The 19,081-nt window shown below is 69.9% G+C and carries 22 protein-coding genes; 14 read left to right on the plus strand and 8 right to left on the minus strand.

The window, feature by feature from the left end; all coding sequences use genetic code 11:
• Positions 1 to 593: 593 nt before the first annotated feature.
• Positions 594 to 1,673 carry an alanine racemase gene (locus BUE48_RS23800; RefSeq protein WP_286991091.1) on the minus strand — a complete coding sequence of 360 codons (1,080 nt, stop codon included), beginning with the start codon at positions 1,671 to 1,673 and terminating at the stop codon, positions 594 to 596.
• A gap of 147 nt (positions 1,674 to 1,820) precedes the next feature.
• Here BUE48_RS23800 and BUE48_RS23805 point away from each other — a divergent pair, with 147 nt between their 5' ends.
• On the plus strand, positions 1,821 to 2,339 hold the full coding sequence (locus tag BUE48_RS23805) for a hypothetical protein (RefSeq protein ID WP_286991092.1): 519 nt from the start codon (positions 1,821 to 1,823) through the stop codon (positions 2,337 to 2,339).
• Positions 2,340 to 2,352: 13 nt separating this feature from the next.
• Here BUE48_RS23805 and BUE48_RS23810 read toward each other — a convergent pair whose 3' ends face one another.
• On the minus strand, positions 2,353 to 2,871 hold the full coding sequence (locus BUE48_RS23810) for a hypothetical protein (protein WP_286991093.1): 519 nt from the start codon (positions 2,869 to 2,871) through the stop codon (positions 2,353 to 2,355).
• A gap of 273 nt (positions 2,872 to 3,144) precedes the next feature.
• Here BUE48_RS23810 and BUE48_RS23815 point away from each other — a divergent pair, with 273 nt between their 5' ends.
• The 3 genes from BUE48_RS23815 to BUE48_RS23825 are packed head-to-tail and all read left to right on the plus strand — an operon-like array spanning position 3,145 to position 4,702.
• Positions 3,145 to 3,504 carry a YbaB/EbfC family nucleoid-associated protein gene (locus tag BUE48_RS23815; protein WP_012855169.1) on the plus strand — a complete coding sequence of 120 codons (360 nt, stop codon included), beginning with the start codon at positions 3,145 to 3,147 and terminating at the stop codon, positions 3,502 to 3,504.
• Positions 3,505 to 3,552: 48 nt separating this feature from the next.
• Positions 3,553 to 4,152, plus strand: a complete 600-nt coding sequence (recR, locus tag BUE48_RS23820) for a recombination mediator RecR (protein WP_012855170.1) — start codon at positions 3,553 to 3,555, stop codon at positions 4,150 to 4,152.
• A complete protein-coding gene (locus tag BUE48_RS23825) occupies positions 4,145 to 4,702 on the plus strand; it encodes a DUF5063 domain-containing protein (RefSeq protein WP_012855171.1) in 558 nt (185 codons plus the stop codon). Before recR ends, BUE48_RS23825 begins: the two co-directional genes overlap by 8 nt.
• A gap of 171 nt (positions 4,703 to 4,873) precedes the next feature.
• Here BUE48_RS23825 and BUE48_RS23830 read toward each other — a convergent pair whose 3' ends face one another.
• On the minus strand, positions 4,874 to 5,074 hold the full coding sequence (locus tag BUE48_RS23830) for a hypothetical protein (protein WP_286991094.1): 201 nt from the start codon (positions 5,072 to 5,074) through the stop codon (positions 4,874 to 4,876).
• Between the two features lie 788 nt (positions 5,075 to 5,862).
• Here BUE48_RS23830 and BUE48_RS23835 point away from each other — a divergent pair.
• From BUE48_RS23835 to BUE48_RS23850, 4 genes are all read left to right on the plus strand, one after another.
• Positions 5,863 to 6,141 (plus strand): winged helix-turn-helix domain-containing protein, encoded by a 279-nt coding sequence (locus BUE48_RS23835; protein ID WP_286991095.1) that lies wholly within the window; start codon positions 5,863 to 5,865, stop codon positions 6,139 to 6,141.
• A 24-nt stretch (positions 6,142 to 6,165) separates the two neighbouring features.
• Positions 6,166 to 6,585 (plus strand): GntR family transcriptional regulator, encoded by a 420-nt coding sequence (locus BUE48_RS23840; RefSeq protein WP_012855174.1) that lies wholly within the window; start codon positions 6,166 to 6,168, stop codon positions 6,583 to 6,585.
• Positions 6,586 to 6,860: 275 nt separating this feature from the next.
• Positions 6,861 to 7,043, plus strand: coding sequence for a GntR family transcriptional regulator (locus BUE48_RS23845; RefSeq protein WP_353745311.1), 183 nt, complete (start codon positions 6,861 to 6,863; stop codon positions 7,041 to 7,043).
• A 271-nt stretch (positions 7,044 to 7,314) separates the two neighbouring features.
• Complete coding sequence (locus BUE48_RS23850) at positions 7,315 to 7,785, plus strand: PaaI family thioesterase (protein WP_012855176.1); 471 nt, start codon at positions 7,315 to 7,317, stop codon at positions 7,783 to 7,785.
• Here the strand turns inward: BUE48_RS23850 and BUE48_RS23855 are convergent.
• Positions 7,751 to 8,140, minus strand: a complete 390-nt coding sequence (locus BUE48_RS23855) for a YybH family protein (protein WP_286991096.1) — start codon at positions 8,138 to 8,140, stop codon at positions 7,751 to 7,753. The two genes, BUE48_RS23850 and BUE48_RS23855, sit on opposite strands and share 35 nt — an antisense overlap.
• 100 nt (positions 8,141 to 8,240) lie before the next feature.
• Here BUE48_RS23855 and BUE48_RS23860 point away from each other — a divergent pair, with 100 nt between their 5' ends.
• A complete protein-coding gene (locus BUE48_RS23860; protein WP_286991097.1) occupies positions 8,241 to 9,137 on the plus strand; it encodes a LysR family transcriptional regulator in 897 nt (298 codons plus the stop codon).
• A gap of 331 nt (positions 9,138 to 9,468) precedes the next feature.
• On the plus strand, positions 9,469 to 10,218 hold the full coding sequence (locus tag BUE48_RS23865) for a MerR family transcriptional regulator (RefSeq protein ID WP_286991098.1): 750 nt from the start codon (positions 9,469 to 9,471) through the stop codon (positions 10,216 to 10,218).
• A gap of 22 nt (positions 10,219 to 10,240) precedes the next feature.
• Here the strand turns inward: BUE48_RS23865 and BUE48_RS23870 are convergent, their stop codons facing one another.
• Both BUE48_RS23870 and BUE48_RS23875 read right to left on the minus strand, forming a co-directional pair.
• Entirely contained in the window at positions 10,241 to 10,978 is a 738-nt protein-coding gene (locus BUE48_RS23870) for a hypothetical protein (RefSeq protein WP_286991099.1), read from the minus strand.
• A 61-nt stretch (positions 10,979 to 11,039) separates the two neighbouring features.
• Positions 11,040 to 11,813 (minus strand): hypothetical protein, encoded by a 774-nt coding sequence (locus tag BUE48_RS23875; RefSeq protein WP_286991100.1) that lies wholly within the window; start codon positions 11,811 to 11,813, stop codon positions 11,040 to 11,042.
• A 556-nt stretch (positions 11,814 to 12,369) separates the two neighbouring features.
• On the opposite strand from BUE48_RS23875, the gene BUE48_RS23880 reads away from it, so the two are divergent.
• Entirely contained in the window at positions 12,370 to 12,513 is a 144-nt protein-coding gene (locus BUE48_RS23880; protein WP_286991101.1) for a hypothetical protein, read from the plus strand.
• A 346-nt stretch (positions 12,514 to 12,859) separates the two neighbouring features.
• Here BUE48_RS23880 and BUE48_RS23885 read toward each other — a convergent pair whose 3' ends face one another.
• Entirely contained in the window at positions 12,860 to 14,113 is a 1,254-nt protein-coding gene (locus BUE48_RS23885; protein ID WP_286991102.1) for a hypothetical protein, read from the minus strand.
• Here BUE48_RS23885 and BUE48_RS23890 point away from each other — a divergent pair.
• The 3 genes from BUE48_RS23890 to BUE48_RS23900 all read left to right on the plus strand — a co-directional run bounded on the left by BUE48_RS23890 (position 14,091) and on the right by BUE48_RS23900 (position 17,833).
• Positions 14,091 to 15,227: a hypothetical protein gene (locus tag BUE48_RS23890; protein ID WP_286991103.1), complete on the plus strand. Its 1,137-nt coding sequence runs from the start codon at positions 14,091 to 14,093 to the stop codon at positions 15,225 to 15,227. The genes BUE48_RS23885 and BUE48_RS23890 overlap by 23 nt on opposite strands.
• Before the next feature lie 285 nt (positions 15,228 to 15,512).
• Positions 15,513 to 16,781 carry an aspartate kinase gene (locus BUE48_RS23895; protein WP_012855184.1) on the plus strand — a complete coding sequence of 423 codons (1,269 nt, stop codon included), beginning with the start codon at positions 15,513 to 15,515 and terminating at the stop codon, positions 16,779 to 16,781.
• Positions 16,778 to 17,833, plus strand: coding sequence for an aspartate-semialdehyde dehydrogenase (locus BUE48_RS23900; RefSeq protein ID WP_012855185.1), 1,056 nt, complete (start codon positions 16,778 to 16,780; stop codon positions 17,831 to 17,833). The genes BUE48_RS23895 and BUE48_RS23900 overlap by 4 nt, the downstream gene beginning before the upstream one ends.
• 191 nt (positions 17,834 to 18,024) lie before the next feature.
• On the opposite strand, the gene BUE48_RS23905 is transcribed toward BUE48_RS23900, so the two are convergent.
• On the minus strand, positions 18,025 to 19,050 hold the full coding sequence (locus BUE48_RS23905) for a hypothetical protein (protein WP_286991104.1): 1,026 nt from the start codon (positions 19,048 to 19,050) through the stop codon (positions 18,025 to 18,027).
• Positions 19,051 to 19,081: the final 31 nt, after the last annotated feature.

Raw genomic sequence — 19,081 nt, forward strand, 5'->3', positions numbered from 1 at the left:
GATGAATGCAACTATCCTCTTGCGCTGTCAGCCACCACGTCCCGCATACTGTCAAGTGGGTTGTTCAATTGAGCTGACACACCGAAGGTGCCTACGTCCCACACCCTTCGATGAGGTGTACGTTGCGTTATCACCTCAATGAGCTGGGCCAACGCCGCTATCAGAGCGGCCCCGACAGACACTACGATTGCCCATTTCTCCGCTTGATCCCTCCTCAATTTGGTCGCCTCCCGCAGTGGAGGTTTCCTTCCTAGGAAGGGCGCGGACTCGCTGCCGTTGCCGGAACTGCGCTAACTCTCTAGAGGCTAGACCTCGCTACGGACGGATATCCGCCCCGTTTCCAGAGCTCGCTGCTTGGGATCAAAAGCGTCGCTATCTCGCCCTCTCGCCCATGTCGTCGGCCGCCGTGAGCGCCGGTCACCGGGCAGCGAACCGTCAGACCGGAAGCTCACAGCATGACAGTGGAGCTCCTGCTTCCCCCGCGCCCTTTGAGAGTAGGGACCGACCACCCGCCGACCAAGCTGTAGGTACGAACTATCTTCACAAAGAGCTACAAATACATCCTTATATGCTAAAACGTCACGACACCTAAGCTACAGACACAAATCCACCAATCCACTCAAACAGACAGATAGTGGAAGCTTGGCTTGGGGTGCATCAGGAAGTCGTGGTGGGAGATGTTCCAGGCGTAGGCGCCGGCCATGGAGAACGCCACCACGTCGCCTACCGCGATTCTGTCCACCGGGACCTGGCGGGCGAAGACGTCCGGGCTGGTTGTGGTTCTTGGTGACAGGGGTGCGGATGTGGTGGGTGCCGCCGCGGAGGACGGCGTACCACTGGCCGTGGGCCTTTTTCACGTCCAGGACCTGGGTTACGTACCAGCCCGCGTAGACGGTCACGGCTCGGCCGGGCTCGATGCGCAGGATCTCGCCCGGTTGGGCCAGGGCGGCGATCTGGCGGCCGTAGGTCGTCCAGTCGAAGCGGCGGTGGGGGTCGGTGTAGTCGACGGCCATGCCGCCGCCCAGGTTGAACTCGGGGTTCTGGGTGCAGCCGGCCTTCTCCAGCCAGGGGCGGGCCCACTGGAGGATTTCCTCCGATTGCCGCACCAGGGCCTCGGCCTCCAGGCCTGAGGCCAGGTGGGCGTGAATGCCGCGGAGCCTCACCCAGGGGGCGCCGGCGAGGATTTCATGGCAGGCCTCGATGGCCTCCGGGTCCATTCCGAACGGGCCGGACATGGCCAGCGCCACGCCCTTTCGCTCGCCGGCCAGGTTGACCCGCAGCAGCACGTCCACGTCCCGGCCGATCCTGGCCAGGCGGGACAGCTCGTGCGGGCTCTCCACGTGCACCCGTTCGGCCTCCCGGACGGCCAGGGCCAGTTCCTCGTCCGTCTTGCCCGGGCCTCCGAAGGCCAGGCGCGCCTTAGGCAGCACCGCGCGGACGTGCTTCAGCTCGCCGCCGGAGGCCACCTCGATGCCGTCCACGTAGGGCGCCACCGTCTTGAGGATCTCCGCATCCGGGTTGGCCTTGGCGGCATAGAACAGCTCCGGGCCGCCGGTCAGGGCCTTCCGGATCGCCGCCACGTGCTCCCGCAGCGCCCCCAGGTCGTACACGAAGGCGGGCAGCCCGCCGCTTCCGGCCAGTTCCTCGGCCCGCCGCATCACACCCTCGGTCATCACAGGCCCCAGTGTCGCGGACCTCGAAGCGGCGCAAAGGCGTTGACGGCATCCGCCCCGGGCGGGCTTATCGTCACCTTCCGTGAGCCGACCCCGATGAGTGCGGAAACGACCGCCTTCACCGCAAGCGCAACAGGAACCGCCGCGATGCACAACCCCCGCGAAATCGTCCTCTCGGACAGCTCCACTTACGCGCCGCTCGGCATCGTCGCCTGCGTGTTCGGCGGTTCCATCGCAGCCGGGGCGGGCCTGCTGACCGACGGGTGGTACTCGGTCCCCCTGCTCGTGGTCGGTGTCCTGCTGATCGCTCTCGGCGTCGCCATCGGGGTGCTGCACCGGGTGCAGGGCGCCGCCCGGCTGCGGATCACCGAACGCGGCCTGATCCACTCGATCGGGGACGAGGAGCGAGTGCTTCCCAAGGAGGTGATCACGGGGATCGGGCTGCTGCGCCCGCGGGGCGGGCCTGCCGAACTGTCCGTGTGGTACGACACCGCCAAGGTCGGGGAGCTGCCGAAACCCCTTCGTCACTTCGAACGGGAGCCGGGCAGGCTCCGGCTGGGCGTGGTCATGGACGAGGTGGGCGGCATGTCCCAGCGGCGGGTCCGGGAGATCCGGGAGTACGTTCAGCGGCATCGGCTGAGCGAGTGGCGCAACCGCCGGCCTTGAAAGCGCCGGTGCCTCACCATTCCCGGCGTTGGAAGCGCACGATCTCGGTGGCGATCACGAAGGCCACGACCAGCCTGGTCCAATCGTCGGTGATGCCGGGGCTCAGCCGGACGAACCACTCCTCCCCCTGCCGGTCGGCCGTGGCGACCCGCTCGCCGTCCTTCGTCGCCGCTTCCAGCTCATCCAGCAGGGCGCCGCAGCGGGCGGTGCCGATCACCGCGCCGTCCCGGGAGATCTCGAAACGGCCGCCGGTGAGGGCGAACCGGCTGCGGCCCGTGAACACGCCGACGCGTTCCCCCGCGCCGTTCTCCACCCACAGGGACTTGATCGTCGGGCCGTCGGGGCGTTCCAGCCGCAGCAGCGTCGCACCGTCCGTCCCGACGACGCTCAGCCCTTCCCGGGCGGCGGTGAACGGCCTGCGCAGCGTCACCTTCGGCCGCTGGATCACCGCCAGCCCGATGCCGTCCATGTCGGTGATCTCGTCCTCACCGATCAGCAGTTCGGAGGTGGCGAACACCACTGTCCCTCCCAAGGGGTTTCTTCATCAGCGCGGCGACGTCCCACGGCGCGCCGTGGCACATCTTCCGATCTTGACCTGGGACGCCGCCGGTTCCTTGGGCGTCCGTTCTCGTCGCAGACGCCAGAGCCCGGCGCCCCGGGCCGGTGTCGCAAGGACCGTCACCGGGTAGATGGCAGCGAACACACGTACCGGATCGGGGCCGGACCCCGTAACCTCGGGAGGACGACAGACGTCCGGCGATCGGGGGTAGACCCTCCGTTGCGGGCCGAAAAGAACGGAGAAGCCGTGGAACCCGGTGGTCAGCTCAACATCCAGCACTTGCTGGAGCAGGCGCAGCGGATGCAGGCGCAGCTGATGTCCGCGCAGCAGGAGCTCGCCGAGGCGGAGGTGACCGGCACCTCGGGCGGGGGGCTCGTCACCGCCACCGTCAACGGGCAGGGCGAAGTGACCAAGCTGGTGATCGATCCCAAGGCGATCGACGTCGACGATCCGGCCGAGACCGCCGAGACGGTGGCCGACCTGGTGCTGGCCGCCATCCGCGACGCCGAGCGGGCCGCCGCCGAGCTGCAGCGGCAGAAGATGGGGCCGCTGGCCGAGGGGCTCGCCGGCGGGCTGCCGGGGCTGCCCGGCCTGCCGGGGATGTAGCCGGATCCACACCGTCGCGACCGACACGGTTTTCCAGGGAGGCACCCGTTGTACGAAGGGGTCGTTCAGAACCTGATCGACGAGCTGGGCAGGCTGCCCGGCATCGGCCCCAAGAGCGCGCAGCGGATCGCCTTTCACCTGCTGGCCGCCGACCCGGCCGATGTGGACCGGCTGGCCAAGGCCCTCAAGGAGGTCAAGGACAAGGTCCGCTTCTGCCGGGTGTGCGGGAACGTGGCCGAAGAGGAGGAGTGCCGCATCTGCCGGGACCCCCGCCGTGACCCCGCGGTGATCTGCGTGGTGGAGGAGTCCAAGGACGTCGTCGCCATCGAGAAGACCCGCGAGTTCCGCGGCCGCTACCACGTGCTCGGCGGGGCGATCAGCCCCATCGAGGGCGTCGGCCCCGACGATCTGCGGATCCGGGAGCTGATGCAGCGGCTGGCCGACGGCACGGTCACCGAGCTGATCTTGGCCACCGATCCGAACCTGGAGGGCGAGGCCACCGCCACCTACCTGGCCCGCCTGGTCAAGCCGTTGAACCTCAAGGTCACCCGCCTGGCCAGCGGCCTGCCGGTGGGCGGCGACCTGGAGTACGCCGACGAGGTCACCTTGGGCCGTGCGTTCGAAGGACGGAGACTCCTCGATGTCTGACATTCCCGCCCAGCCCAGCAGTTCCCGGGAGTGGGAGAAGCTCGCCGAGCGGATCGCCGCGCACGTGCGCACCTACCTGACCGGTCTGGAGGCGGTGGCCCGCGGGGAGGCCGCCTCCCGCACGGTCCCCGTCCTGCTGCTGGAGGTCTCCCAGGTCATCATGGCCGGCGCCCAGCTGGGCGCCAGCACCGACGTGATCCCGCCCGACAACTGGGAGCCGGAGGTCGGCCCCGACCCCGATCTGGACGGCCTCCGCCAGGGCCTGGCCGAGAGCCTGGCCGTGGTGGACGACTACGTGGAGGTCTTCGACCCCTACAGCGACACCGAGCCCACCGCCTACCGTCTCTCCGACGACCTGGTGGACGTGGCCAGCGACCTGATCCACGGCCTGCGCCACTACGAGCAGGGCCGTCCCCTGGAGGCCTTGTGGTGGTGGCAGTACTCCTACTTCAACCACTGGGGCAACCACGCCGGCGCCGCCCTGCGCGCCCTGCACGCGGTCGTGGCGGGCGCCCGCCTGAAGGTCGCCGAAGAGGTCACCCCCGCCTAGGGCGCGTCGTCACGGCAGTCGGACGAAGCCCAGCGGGCGCGGCGATGCCTGGCAGATCACCCGGCGGAACGTCGCCGGCGCTTTCTGGGGACTTCGACGACAGGCCGCAGCGGCGTCGCGCAAGCCCGGTGTGCCGGGACGTCCCGGCACACCAGGGGCACGGGTCCGCCGCTACCCGCCGCCGGGCCCCAGCCGCGCCCACGCGGCCTGGCTGTAGACGATGCGGTAGCCGCCTTGCAGCACCGCGAGCGCGATCGGCCACCAGTGCAGCGCACACCACCACGACCCGTCCTGCGCCCGCACCACGGCCGGCACCGGCGAGTCCGCATGGACGATCGCCTCGCACGCCTGCCCGAAGGGCGCCACGTCCACCCAGTAGACCGCCTTCTCAGCCTCCCTCGGTGAACTCCGTCCACCCGGACCGCTCACGCCGAAACCGCCATCAGCCCCAGCCGGACCATGATCTGCCGCCACCGGCCGCACTCGCCCGGGGCGGCGCCTCGCCTCCGGCCGCCCGCCCGTCCGACCGAGACGTAGGACGAGCCCCCGACCGGCGCCCGGGACACCGCCGCCCCTTGAGGCGCCCGCCCCACGCCCCTGTCCGTCGCATGAGGGGGCACAGGACGAAAGGACCTCCCCGCCTCGTCCCGTTCACCCGGTAGGACATCGGCGGAGCCGGGAAAACCGCGTCGGGCGGACGCCCGCCCCATCGGGGCCTGCCCGCCCGAGCGTCCCCGCCCCGAACGGGATCGCTCGGGATGCCGCCGGTAGTGCTCGGCGAGCCGCCGCGCCAGCCCCGACGCCGTGGGCGCCTCCACCAGCCGCGCCGCCCCGACCGGCGCGGCCAGCCACAGCCCGGACGCCTCTCCGTACCAGCAGGCGCACGCGGGAACATCGCCCGCAGCTCCGCCAACTGCCGCCCGGGATCCACCGGCGGGACGCATCGCGCAAAGCGCGGCACTACAGTTGGGCTCACGTCAGGACCTGCCTTCCTGGCCAGGCCCCGGGGCGAGTGTGCCAGCGCCGCCCGGAGCCGTTTTCGTTTCCGCGGTTACGAACACCTTGCAACCAGTAACCATAGGCCGCGGTATGCCGCGGCCTATAGCGGTATGCCGCTACCGACCTATCCCCGCAGCTCAGAGCCGCCCTACAGTGATCACATGTCCGGTGTTCCGCCGTTCGCTCCCAAACCGTCGGCGTACCTCTACATGGAGGTCGCCGACCACATCGCTGCACGGATCGCGGCCGGTGAGCTACCGCAGGACGCACGCCTGCCGGGAGAACGTGAACTGGCCGAGGAGTACGGTGTAGCGATCGGCACCGCCCGCCGTGCAGTGCAGGAACTGCGCGAGCGCGGGCTTGTGATCACCGTCCCCGCAAAGGGAACCTTCGTGCAGCGGAACGCCTCCGAAGACACCGGCAAGGCCGCTGAGGCATAGCACGCGCCAGATATCACCAAAGATGTGACCATCGATCCGACCGCAGACCGGCCCGTATACCACCAGGTGGCCGATATCCTCCGCGAGCAGATCCGCAGCGGTCGGCTCCAGCCGGGGCAGCCGCTGCCGTCCGAGCCGCATATGGTGGCCGAGTTCGGCGTGGCCCGATCAACTGCTCGTCAAGCTCTGGCGGTACTGCGCGCCGAGGGCCTGGTCGTCACCGTGCCGCGGCAGGGCACGTTCGTGCGCGCTACCGAAGCCTCCAAGGTGGTCACGCTGGCGCCGGGAGACGAGGTTGAGGCGCGCATGCCCAGCGTGAACGAGCGGCGGCAGATGCGCATCCCGGAAGGGGTTCCGGTCTTCGTGGTGACCCGGCCCGGTGAAGAGCCCCGAACGTACCCGGCGGATCGGATCCGGCTACAGGTTCCCGGTGAGGACGGCTGAAGATCTCAGCCCGTCGCCCTGCCCGATCAAGGTCCTTCGGGGCGAAGGGCTGGTAGAAGCGGTCCTCGGCATGGGCGTCTACGTCGTGGACCGGTCGGACCGGGAAGCACGGAGCAACATCGATTGACCACCTGCAGCCGCGCGGGAAGGACCCATGGAGCCGTACGTTGCCTGCATGAGCGTTCCGCCGTTCCAGGCCGACCCAGAGGGACCGACGTACGTCTAAGTCCAAGTGGCCGACCACATTCGCCGCGCGCGTCGCAGCCGGCGATCTGGTGCCCGGCCAGCGGCTTCCGGCAGAGCGGGATCTCGCTCTGGAATATGGGGTGGCGTACCTGACGATCCGGCGCGCTATGCGAGAGCTGCGAGAGCGCGGACTTGTGATCACCGTCCCGGCAAAGGGGAACTTCATCCAGCCGAACGCCACTGAAGGCGCCGGCGAGGACGCCGAGGCATAGCGCGCACCGGATATTCCCTGGCCGCAGGGCGGTTCGGGGGCGCCGCTCAGTGGTCGAGGTGGCAAGGGCGGTCTTGGGGGTATCGGGGTTGGTGCGGAACCGGCGGGCGTGTTCGGCGTGCCCGGCGGGTGAAGGCGGCGGTGGTCTGGTTCGGGGATCGCCGCTGCGAGTGAGCGGTCTGGAAAGCGGTTGGTCGCCGAAAGTTCGTCGTTCGTGGTCATGGGCCGCCTCCGCCGGGGACGGGCGCGTCCTGAGAGGCGGGGTGATCGAGATGGCGGACATGGAGTCGGTGGCGACCGGAGGGCGGTCCGGGCCGTTCTGGGACGGTGTGCGGGGGCGGGTGCCGATGCCGCCCGCGGCGGCCACGTTGGGGTTCGAGTTCATCGACGCGGACGTCGACGAAGGCACCATCGAGGTGGCGTTCACCGCGACCGAGGAGTTCACCAACCCGCTGGGCAACGTGCTGGGCGCCTTTCTGGCCGCGATGCTCTACGACACGGTGGGGCCGGCGCTGCTGGCCACGCTGCGGCCCGACCAGTTCCAGTCCACCGTGGAGCTGAAGGCCAGTTTTCTGCGTCCGGTCCGGCCGGGGCGGCTGGTCGGCCGGGGACGGGTGGTGCACCGCGCGGGCGATCTGGCCTTCTTGGAGGCGTCCCTCAGCGACCAGCATGAGGTGACCGTGGCCACCGCCACGGCCACCGCCCGGGTCATCGGGCTGGAGGAGGCGTTGTCGGCGGCCTGAACTCCGGCTGGTCGAGCACGCGCAGCCAGCTTCCGTCCGGCTGGCGGCGGACGACCTGGGCGCGGGCGCCGGCGTCGTCCTTGGGCGGGGTGGCGGTGAGCGCGATGTCCCCGCTGATCAGGGTGGGCAGCGGGGGTTCGGGCTCGAAGTGGGGGCGGGAGGCCAGGACCTTCTCCCACAACTGGCGGATCGCCTCCCGGCCCACGGTCTGGCTGCCGGGCGGGTAGGCCATCACCGCGTTCTCCTCGTAGAGGGCGGCGACGCCGGTCGCGTCACCGGCGTTGGAGCGCTCGACGAACAGACGGGTGATGTCTTCGGGGCGCATGGCCTTTTCGTACTTGTCGTAGTCGGGCACGGCTGCCTCCTGGCATCGGGATCTCTTGTCGTCTCCAGCCTGGCCGCCGCCGATCTAGAAGTCCAACAGATAGTTCTGATGGAAACTAGAATCTCTAGTTATGGAGCTGCGGCAGCTGGAGTACTTCGTCGCGGTCGCCGAGGAGCGGAACTTCACCCGGGCGGCCGAGCGGATGCACATCAGCCAGTCCGGCATCAGCGCCCAGATCCGGCAGCTGGAACGAGAGCTGGGCGCCGAGCTGTTCGACCGGTCGGCGCGCACCATCACCCTCACCGTTGCCGGAAAAGCCGCGCTCGAACACGCCCGCGCCGCGCTCGCCGCCGCCCGGGCGGTCGGCCGGGCGGTGGAGGAGACGGCCGGGCTGATCCGGGGACGGCTCGCGGTCGGGATGGTCGTCGGCTGCACCATTACGCCGCTGTTTGAGGCGCTGGCCGGCTTCCACCGGGCGCATCCGGGCGTGGAGCTGTCGCTGCGGGAGGACGACTCCGACCAGCTCATCGAAAGCGTCCGCTCCGGCGCCCTCGACCTGGCCCTCGTCGGCACCGCCGCCCCGCCCGATGGCTTGGAGACGCTGACGGTCATCAGCGAACGCCTCGTCGCGGCCGTCCCCGCCGAGCACCCCTTGGCGGGACGAGGCCGCATCACCCTGCGCGACCTGGCCGACCATCCGCTGGTGTGCATGCCGCCCGGCACCGGGTTGCGCACGGTGCTCGACCGGGCCTGCGCCGCCCGAGGACTCGGCCTGAAAACCGCCCTGGAGGCCGGCGCCGCCGACGCCATCGCCGATCTCACCGCCCGCGGCCTGGGCGTGGCCGTCCTCAGCGAATCGATGGCCCGCCACTACCGCGACCGGCTCACCGCCCTGCCCATCGAGGACGCCACGGACCCCGCCCTGCTGGCCCTGGTCTGGAAGCCCACACCCAACCCCGCCGCGCGCGAACTGCTCGCCCACTGCCGCAAGACCTTCGCCACGTGGCCTCAGGCCCTGGGGGCGTGAGTCCGGCGGGGCGCCCGGTCCCGTACCGCCCCGGCCTGCGAGCCCTTTGCGAACGCCGTTCCCGCAGGCCGAGACGGGGCGGCGTCGTGACTTGCAACGTCATGGCCTCGGACACCGTCCGGGCTCCCGTCCCCGCCCTCCGAAGACCACCTGTTGAAAAGGCTCAGCGCGTTGAAGACGCCCACTGACTGATGGGCTCACCCTGGAACCTGGCGGCCAGGCATGCGGCATCTGGCAGCCGCCGAACTCTGCGAGGCCTCCGGCTCCGGCCGGAACGCGTCCGGATCGGCCGTCTTGACCTTGTCGCAGCGTCAACGTTTGTACTGAAGGCATGCGGATCGGCGAGATCGCGGCGCTGGTCGGGGTGTCCACCCGGACCGTGCGGCATTACCACCGGCTGGGGCTGCTGCCGGAGCCACGGCGGCTGGCCAACGGGTACCGGGACTACCGGCTGCGGGACGCGGTGGCGCTGGCCCGGATACGACGGCTGGCCGAACTGGGCTTGTCGCTGGCGGAGATCCGCAAGGTGCTCGCCGGCGACCAGGACCGGGATCTGCGGGAGGTGCTCGCGGAGCTGGACGCCGACCTGGCCCGCCAGCAGGAGGCGATCGCCGAGCGGCGGGCCCGGCTGGCGGCGCTGCTGGCCGAGGCGGAGCTGAACCCGGACTCGGCGCTCTCGCCGGAGACCGCCGAGGTGCTGCGCGCCCTGCCCGCCGGGGATTCCTCGGTCGCCGCTCTCGACCGCGACCTGCTGATGCTGATGGACACCGGCGCCGACCCCAAGCAGCGCACCGAAGTGGCCGAGCTGCTGCGCCCCCTCACCGCGCCGGAGACGGCCGAACGGACACGGGTCCTGTATGAGCGGCTGGACGAACTGGCCGACGCCGCCCCCGACGATCCCCGTATCGCCGAACTGGCCGCCGACCTGGCCGACCACATCCCCGACGAGATCGTCTCGCTGCTCGATGACCTGGACGACGGCGAGTCGGCCTCCTGGCTGAAGACGCTGTCGCACGAGCTATCGCCCGCCCAGACCGAGACCTTCCGTCAGACCTTGGCGCTGTTGAAGGCACGCCGGTGACGGGTCGTCCTCTCCACGGCGCTCACCAACGTCCCGCCGCTCCTGACGCGCCTCCCTCCGCCGCATGCCGATCTCCGCGGCCCAGCCGCTCGAGCACCCGCCCGCAGGAAGTGAAACCAGGAGGATGAGCGTTCCTGCGGTGAACCGCTGACCGACGCCGCCGGACGCACCGTCCCCAGTTCGTGGTCGGTCTCCCCCTGTGCCAGATGGACCAAGGCAGTCCGATCCGCTCGCGTATCCGCTCCAGCTCGGCTGTGGACATCTCGTCGGTGACCGATCGCACCGTGTGCACGGTGAACCCAGGACGTTCGGTGACGGTGACCGACTGGTGGATGATCCCGCCGATGAGCGCCTTATGGGTGCAGACGGTATCGGCCACGATCCGATCGGCCGTCTCCATGGACATCCGAGCATCGGACGGGTCGGCCGGCAGCCGGGTCAGTCCTTCGAGCGCCGAGTCGAGCAGCCCGGCCTCCTCACCGCACTCCGCGCGGCCCGCCTCGCCGAGCAGCCCGGCGGTCACCGAGGCTATGGCCGGCTCACCGGCCATCCGGTGCGCCGGCCCTCGGGCGAACCTGTCATGCCACCGGTTCAAGCCCGCGCCGCTCTCGGTGCGCACCAGCACCGCCGACGCCCCGTCCATCGGAACCGCGGTGAGCCGGCCGCTGGTGAAGGGCGCCTGCCAGATCATGGCCTGCCCGGCGATCACCAGCCAGTCGCGGTGCAACGGCACCGGCCCATCGCCATCCAGATCCTCCACGCCACCTGGCATGACCCCCGTCCTGGTGCGCACCACCACGGCAGGCATCGGCAGCCGGACCTCACACGGACTTGGCGGCCCGATCGGCCATCAGCTGCCGCAACGCCGCCCGCAGATCGCTGCCGGCCTCCGTCACCCGGACGAACAATCCGGTCAGCTGCCCGGCGAGCTGCGCATTGAGACCGCCCTCGCCGATACCGCCCGACAGCTGGTGCTCCTCCACGGCCACCACCGCGTTGTCACGCTCGATCAGGACGTCGGTGACCTGCACCGGGTTCATCGCGTTGACCAGGAAGGCCCGCCGGTCGCTGGAGTACTGGATGATCTCCAGCCGCTCCCGTCCGAAGGCCCGGTTGAGCAGCTGCTCGGCGCCCTTGAGGCGGTTGGCGCCCCGGCCGATGCAGGCCCCGCGAGCGTCCACGCTCCTGGTGGTGGACGCCACAGCGATCTTGGTCTTGGTTCCGGCGACTCGCGCGATCTTCTTGATCACCACCTCGCCGGTCAGCAACTCGGGAACGAAACCGCACAGGATCCGTCCGACCAGCTCCGGCGCGGTGGCCGACAGAATCAGCCGGCGGCGGTCGGCCTCCGGCTCATCGGACACCCCGGTCACCAACGCGACGATGGTGTCCCCAGGCCGGAGCTGCGGGGGCGAGGCCCCCTCCGGCAGGTCGTAGGCATCGGTCCGGGGCAGCAGCGCCTCCCGGGGACGGCCGGTGCCGACGTCGTAGACGACACAGCGGAAACCGTCGGGTCCGCTGGACTTGATGTGCCCGGTCACCGTCATACCGACGAGCGGGGATTCCAGACCAAGGTCGCTCAGGATGGTTCCCACCGGTCGTGCTTCCTCTCGTCCTCATCGGCCCGTCGCCGCATCGCCCGCCAGGCCCGCTCGGCACCGCCGGCCACAAGGCCCCTGACCTATAAAGTCCGCATCCCTGCGGATCCGCAACCTCAGGCCGCACGCCCGCGCAGGGACGGCGCGAACCGGAACACCACCGGTCCAACATCAGATCACCAAAGACCCAACAAATGAACACCATCTGCTCGAATCGTCATCAATGAACCGGCGTCCATACCGCCGTCTCAACGGGCGCGCTCACGATGGTCTAGGGAACGACCTGGGGTGATCTTCCCTGCTGGGGACCTGTAGCAGGGACGGAGGTTTCAACGGCCGGCTTCGAACGAGGACAAAGAGAACGCACGCAAGTACCGGATCAAGATCATCACGGCATCGGGCCCGTTCGTCGAGCACGGCGCCGATTCCGATGCGCCCTGCAGCCCGCCTTCCCGTGACCGGGAGCAGCCCTGATCGGCCAGCCTCAAGATCATCTACATCTGGCGCCGCGAGATCATCCGCATGCCCGAGCTCATCTGGTCACCGACGGCCGGTGCGAGGAGACAAGCTCGTCTACGACGTCGAGGAGGGCCGCACCGCGACCACCCGGCTGCTGGTGGGGGAGACGCTGCCGGTCGGCTACGGATTAGCAAGTGGGGCACCGACGCCGACGGCCCGCAGGGCGTCTTCCCGATGACCAAGCAGGAGGCCCGGGAAGCGGGGGTAAGCGACCGGTGCGACGAGGATGCCGACATCGCCGGCGCCGCGAGCGGCCCCATCGCAGCAGCCGACCGCCGGGTCCTGCCCCCGTCTCCCAACGGCCGCCACGACACCCACGCTTTCTGCATCCCACAGAGCGCCCGCGCTCTCGCCCGGCAGGCAGCACCGGTCCGCGGCCAGGAAGACAGGCATTCGCACCGCCCACCCGGTATCCGGGGCGGTCTTATCCGCAGTCGAGCACGCCCCAACGACACGCCGACCGCCTGGCCGTCCAGCCCGGCACCGACGGACGGGGCGCCGAGAACACCTCCGTCCGGTGTCTCTCAGGAGACGCGCGTATTGACCACCCGGTCAGATTCCAGGATGAAACTCGCGGCCTCATCCGGTGTCACCCCCAGAACGTCGATCACCAACCGGACCGGCCCGATCTTCTCGGCATCGCAGCCCTGGCACCTGACCCGGTTGCTCCCGTACACCCGCAGCGACGGCTTCTGGTCACCGTTGCGGTGTCGCTGCGGACGCGGGCAGTACCACACCCCCTCCTCATCGGCGGAGGAGCCCAGCCGTTCCAGCACCGTTCGCACGTCGGCCGCGTTGGCCTCGGCGATCCGCCGGTTGCGCGGAGAGAGCGGCACCGGCGGCACGATCTCGGGCCGATTCCGGGCGGCCCGCTGCCGCTGCCGGTATGCCACCGCCTCCTGCCGGATCTTCTCCAGGTCGATTCCCTGACGGGGATCGTCCTTGGCGGATGGGACGGGCTCAGTCCCGGTCGACAGGTAGGGGAACCGGTCATCGGCCCGCCGCCGCAGCGCTGCGACAAGCACGAACATGGCCAGCGCATCCCTGGTGGAATCCGGCGGAACCATCCGCAGGCGCGCCGCGTACCGGATCACGCTCGCGGCCTCCGGGGTGACCAGATCCGGCGCGTTGGGGTCGATCCAGACGGTCGGTATCCCTTCCGCCTTCGGGCCACCGACCTGAGCCCACATCAGGAACTCCGAAGGCCGGCCGGCATCGGGGAACGCCGCACCGTCGGGGGCCAGCCGGGAGAACTCCAGCACGACCCCCTCGGCATAGGCGTCCACCCGCCGACCCGCGAACCCGCACAGCGCCGCGTACATCACCAGTCCGAGGGGACCATCCGGCGCCATGTAGAGGACACGGGCCCGCATGTCCGCCGCCGTCAGCCCGCTGTTCTCCAGCGCGGCGACGGCCGAGGCCACGGCATCACCCTCTCCCGGGACGAGCTCGACGGTCTTGACGCCTTCGGGCGCCGGCGGAGAGCCGGCGGTCCGGACGGCGAGTACATAGTCGGTGGGCTTGCGCATCGCCTCTCCTTTGTAGGTGCGTTCCGGGGCTACACACCTGACCGTCCTTCCCAGGGGAGAGGACGCACCATATTCCTTCGGGAACTTGCCGATCCGCCTCGCATAGAAATTGTCATCTACGGAGACGAAGCCGGTCCCCGACCGGCATCGTGCTGAACCCGAAGGTCCGGTCTCCGAGGTTACCGCCGGTCGGCTGCCGCCGAAGGCGGACGGGAAGAGGTGTGGAGTGGTCGCCAGCCGACAGGTCAAGGAAGAGTTCTACATCCGGCGTGTCTTCGACGACAACGTGCCGATCTTCATCGAGGCGACCGAGTATGCCAGGAAGCAATCGCCCTACCCGCTCAGCTCGAAGAAGGCGCTCAAAGCGACGTGCGGGGTACGGACCGACAATGGTGTGGTCGCCTTCAGCCTGCGCACCTACACCGCCAGGCAGGCCGAAAAAGAGGTCGAGAACGTCACCTCCACCGTCGAAGGCAGGCGGGTCTCACGCAACGTGCTGCATCCCCGGATGCCCCGCAGAACCCTGCATGAGCTGATCACAACAGCCCATGTGCTGTCGGAGGTGCTGGGCGATGAAGTGATCGTCGAGCACGACGGCCGGTTGCATGTGCTGAAACTGATCCGCACCGGCGAGGAGGCCGACCTTCGGCTCACGGGTCTGCTGACCGAAACCGAGGACGGGTACGTGCGCTCGGAGGCGTTCGACGCGGTGTTCACGCTCCCGGTGGCCAGGGTTCACCTGCGCATCTTCCTGCGTTCTCCGATCCGCGACCGGATCCTCGCCTACGCCTTCAACGGTTACCTCGACCGCAAACCCGGCCGGCCGGAGACGGTGGTCCGGGCGACCGCGATGGCCCTCAACAGCCTCATCGGCCTGGCGACGTTCCGGATGCTGTCCGGACTCGACCGCGTACGGGTGCCACCGGCGCCGTTGGGCGGCGAGATCCGTCCGCGCACTCCCGAGGAACGAGTGATCTTCCGTGTCCCCGTCCTGCTGTTCACCGACGAGGGAGTCCCGGCGGCACGCGGCCATGTCGGCGCGGAGATCGATCTGGACCGCGTCGACCCGGTGACCGGCGATCTGATCGTGCACATCACCGAAGGCGAGGAGCTGGAGTGGAACCCCGCCTTGGCGGGCACGGCGAAGTTCCAGGACTATGCGCGGGTACTCGCCGAGACCATTTCGGCCATGGTCAACTCGGCCCTTGGCACCGAGCGGGTGCATGACCTGGCCTACGACATCATGCTGTCGAGTCTCTCGCCCGAGGCCCTGCCCGCCCTGCGTGCCGCCGTCAGCGGCCTTCCCGGGCTGGCCGCCAAGCCGAGCAGGGCCGAGGTTCGCCTGGCGCAGCCCACACCTTGATCTCTTGTGGCGCGCGGGCGGCATCGCCGAGGGCGCGGAGGCGCAACGGGTGGACGGCACGCCGCGCGTCCTCGGCATTGAACCCCTGCCAACGCTGCGGCCGTCCCATTGCGGGCCGGTGAGCGGGTGTCCCGGCCGCCGCGTTCCCCGGGCACGGCTCCGGAATGTCGGTCCCGCCGGCGGGTATCTCGCATGCTGGGAAAACCCGTTCGTAATCCAGCCGGCCGACGTCGGTAGACTCGACGGACGGTACACGCCGATTCCGATTCCGAGGAGCACCCACCCGTGGCTCTTGTCGTGCAGAAGTACGGTGGCTCCTCCGTTGCAGACGCCGAGTGCGTCAAGCGAGTCGCTCAGCGCATCGTCGCCACGAAGAAGGCGGGCAACTCCGTCGTGGTCGTGGTCTCCGCCATGGGCGACACTACGGACGAGCTGATCGACCTGGCCGAGCAGGTCAGCCCGCTGCCGCCGGCCCGCGAGCTGGACATGCTGCTGACGGCCGGGGAGCGGATCTCGATGGCCCTGCTGGCGATGGCCATCGCCAACCTGGGCCATGAGGCACGGTCGTTCACCGGCTCCCAGGCCGGTGTGATCACCGACGGCTCCCACGGCAAAGCCCGGATCATCGACGTCACGCCCGGCCGCATCCGCAGCGCCCTGGACGAGGGCGCCATCGCGATCGTGGCGGGCTTCCAGGGCGTCTCGCAGGACACCAAGGACATCACCACGCTGGGCCGGGGCGGCTCCGACACCACCGCCGTGGCGCTGGCCGCCGCTCTCGGCGCCGACGTGTGCGAGATCTACACCGACGTGGACGGGGTCTTCACCGCCGACCCGCGGATCGTGCCGACCGCCCGCCGCATCCCGCGCATCTCGTACGAGGAGATGCTGGAGATGGCGGCCTGCGGCGCCAAGATCCTCCACCTGCGCTGTGTGGAGTACGCGCGCCGCTACGACATCCCGATCCACGTCCGCTCGTCCTTCAGCCAAAAGCCCGGCACCTGGATCACCGACAGCACCGAGGGAAGTGAGATGGAGCAGCCGATCATCTCCGGCGTCGCCCATGACCGCAGCGAGGCCAAGGTCACCGTGGTGGGCGTGCCGGACAAAGTGGGCGTGGCCGCCACCATCTTCTCGGTGCTCTCCGACGCCGGGATCAACCTGGACATGATCGTCCAGAACGTGTCGGCCGCCGCCACCGGGCGCACCGACATCTCCTTCACGCTGCCCGGCACCGACGGGCAGACCGCGCTGACCGCGCTGAACAAGGCCAAGGACCAGATCGGCTTCGAGTCGCTGCTGTATGACGACCGGATCGGCAAGGTCTCGCTGATCGGCGCCGGGATGCGCTCGCACCCCGGGGTCACCGCCAAGTTCTTCACCGCGCTGGCCGACGCCGGCGTCAACATCGAGATGATCTCCACCTCGGAGATCCGCATCTCGGTGATCGTTTCCCAGGACGATGTGGAGGCCGCGGTCAACGCCGCCCACCGGGCCTTCGACCTGGACGCCGACCAGATCGAGGCGGTGGTTTACGGAGGCACCGGACGATGAGCAAGCCCACTTTGGCCGTGGTCGGCGCGACCGGCGCCGTCGGCAGCGTGATGCTGGAGCTGCTGTCCACCCGCGAGGACGTCTACGGGGAGATCCGCCTGGTGGCCTCGCCCCGGTCGGCCGGCAAGAAGCTGACCGTGCGCGGCGAGCAGCTGGAGGTCCTGGCGCTGGCCCCCGAGGTCTTCGAGGGCGTGGACATCGCCATGTTCGACACCCCCGATGAGGTGTCCAAGCAGTGGGCCCCGATCGCCGCCGAGCACGGCGCGGTGGCGGTCGACAACTCCGGGGCCTTCCGCATGGACCCGGACGTGCCGCTGGTGGTGCCGGAGGTGAACGCCGAGGCCGCCCGCAACCGGCCCAAGGGCATCATCTCCAACCCCAACTGCACCACCCTGTCGATGATCGTGGCGATGGGCGCGCTGCACCGCCGCTACGGGCTGCGCGAGCTGGTGGTGGCCTCCTACCAGGCCGCCTCCGGCGCCGGGCAGGCCGGCATCGACACCCTCTACGACCAGCTGGAGAAGGTCGGCGGCAACCGCGAGCTGGGGGTGCGCGCCGGGGATGTGCGCCGGGCGATCGGCGATGACCTGGGGCCGTTCCCCGCGCCGCTGGCGATGAACGTGGTGCCGTGGGCGGGGTCTTTGAAGGAGGACGGCTGGACCTCCGAGGAGATGAAGGTCCGCAACGAGTCCCGCAAGATCCTGGGCCTGCCGAACCTGCGGGTCAGCGCCACCTGCGTGCGGGTGCCGGTGGTGACCACCCATTCGCTGGCCGTCCACGCGGTCTTCGACCAGCCGGTGGACCAGCGGGAGGCCCAGGAGGTGCTGGCCGCCGCCCCCGGCGTGGTGCTGGTGGACGACCCGGCGGCCGGGGAGTTCCCGACCCCCGCCGACGTGGTGGGCACCGACCCCACCTGGGTGGGCCGGGTCCGCCGCTCGCTGGACGACCCCAACGCGCTGGACCTGTTCCTGTGCGGGGACAACCTGCGCAAGGGCGCGGCGCTCAACACCGCTCAGATCGCCGAGCTGGTGGCCGCCGAGCTGACCTCCTGATCCCAGGGCTCGCCGAACGGCCCCGGACGCAAGGCGCCTTGCGTCCGGGGCCGTTCGTCGTCGCTGGGTGTTCCCCGTGAAACAGTGCGGCCGGACGCCACCGGCGGCGTCCGGCCGCACCTGCACCGCGAATCACCGGGCAGGACCGCGGCGGCACGGTTCTCCTTCCTCCCGTGCCGTTCGGCCCGTGGTCAGTTCATGAAGTAGATGTTCACCGCGTACTCGCGCTGCAGCTTGGGCTCGGCCGTCTCCGCAGCGGGCTGCGCGGCGGTCTCCTCGGCGGGCCGCTGCGGGGCGATCTGCACCGGCTGCTGCAGCTCCGGCGCCCGGGTCCCCTGGGACTCGATCTGCTGTGCCGGGGTCTCCTGCCGGATCTGCGGCTGCTGCTCCTGGGTGCTTTGGAACTGCTCCGGGCTCAGCGACGCGGGCAGCACCTGGAACTGCTCAGGGCTCTGCGCCTGGTCCAGGTAGACCGGCTGCTGCGGCACCTGGTAGTGCTCCGGGCCCCAAGCAGCCGGCGGCTCCTGGAACTGGCTCGGGTAGATCGGCTGCTGGTACTGCTCCGGGTTCAGCGGCGCGGGCGGCACCTGGAACTGCTCAGGGCCCTGCGCCCGATCCAGGTACATGGAGTGCTGCGGAGCCTGCGGCTGCTGGTACTGCTCCGGCCCCATGGGACGCTGCGGCGTCTGGGCCTGGTCCAGGTAGACCGGCTGCTGCGGCACCTGGTGGTACTCCGGGCCCCAAGCAGCCGGCGGCTCCTGGAACTGGCTCGGGTAGATCGGCTGCTGGTACTGCTCAGGGCCCTGCGCCTGGTTCAGGTAGGGCGGCTGCTGCGGCGCCTGGTAGTACTCCGCGGCCCTCGGCTCCTGGGCGTCCGAGGGGAACTGCGGCGCCTGGTACCAGTCCAGGGCGGGCTGCTGCTGCGGGATCTGGTAGTCCTGCGGGTCCTGGTACGCCTCAGGGCTCTGGTACTCCTGAGGCAGCTGGTACAGCTCAGTGCCCAGGTACTCGGCGAGCCGCGCCGGCACCCCCTGCCGGTAGTCGGTCTGCTCGGAGGGCAGGGACGGCGCCTGCAGTTGGGCGTACGGCGCCGCCGGCGGCGGCACGACCGGACGGACGGCCACCGCCTGCGCGGCCGTGGCCGCCACGGTGATCATTGCACCGCCGACGACCGCCGAGCACAGGCCGCAAGCCAGTGTGCGTTGGATTGCCTTCATGGAGTGATCTCTCTATGCGGCTGACGGGCCC

This window comes from Thermomonospora sp. CIF 1, assembly GCF_001896795.1.
In the GTDB taxonomy this organism is placed as follows: Bacteria; Actinomycetota; Actinomycetes; order Streptosporangiales; family Streptosporangiaceae; genus Thermomonospora; species Thermomonospora curvata.

Bases quoted from the DNA above. Each gene is read 5' to 3' on its own strand.
- BUE48_RS23800 (WP_286991091.1), bottom strand. From the start codon at position 1,673: ATGACCGAGGGTGTGATGCGGCGGGCCGAGGAACTGGCCGGAAGCGGC.
- BUE48_RS23805 (WP_286991092.1), top strand. From the start codon at position 1,821: ATGCACAACCCCCGCGAAATCGTCCTCTCGGACAGCTCCACTTACGCG.
- BUE48_RS23825 (WP_012855171.1), top strand. From the start codon at position 4,145: ATGTCTGACATTCCCGCCCAGCCCAGCAGTTCCCGGGAGTGGGAGAAG.
- BUE48_RS23835 (WP_286991095.1), top strand. From the start codon at position 5,863: ATGTCCGGTGTTCCGCCGTTCGCTCCCAAACCGTCGGCGTACCTCTAC.
- BUE48_RS23850 (WP_012855176.1), top strand. From the start codon at position 7,315: ATGGCGGACATGGAGTCGGTGGCGACCGGAGGGCGGTCCGGGCCGTTC.
- BUE48_RS23860 (WP_286991097.1), top strand. From the start codon at position 8,241: ATGGAGCTGCGGCAGCTGGAGTACTTCGTCGCGGTCGCCGAGGAGCGG.
- BUE48_RS23865 (WP_286991098.1), top strand. From the start codon at position 9,469: ATGCGGATCGGCGAGATCGCGGCGCTGGTCGGGGTGTCCACCCGGACC.
- BUE48_RS23900 (WP_012855185.1), top strand. From the start codon at position 16,778: ATGAGCAAGCCCACTTTGGCCGTGGTCGGCGCGACCGGCGCCGTCGGC.
- BUE48_RS23905 (WP_286991104.1), bottom strand. From the start codon at position 19,050: ATGAAGGCAATCCAACGCACACTGGCTTGCGGCCTGTGCTCGGCGGTC.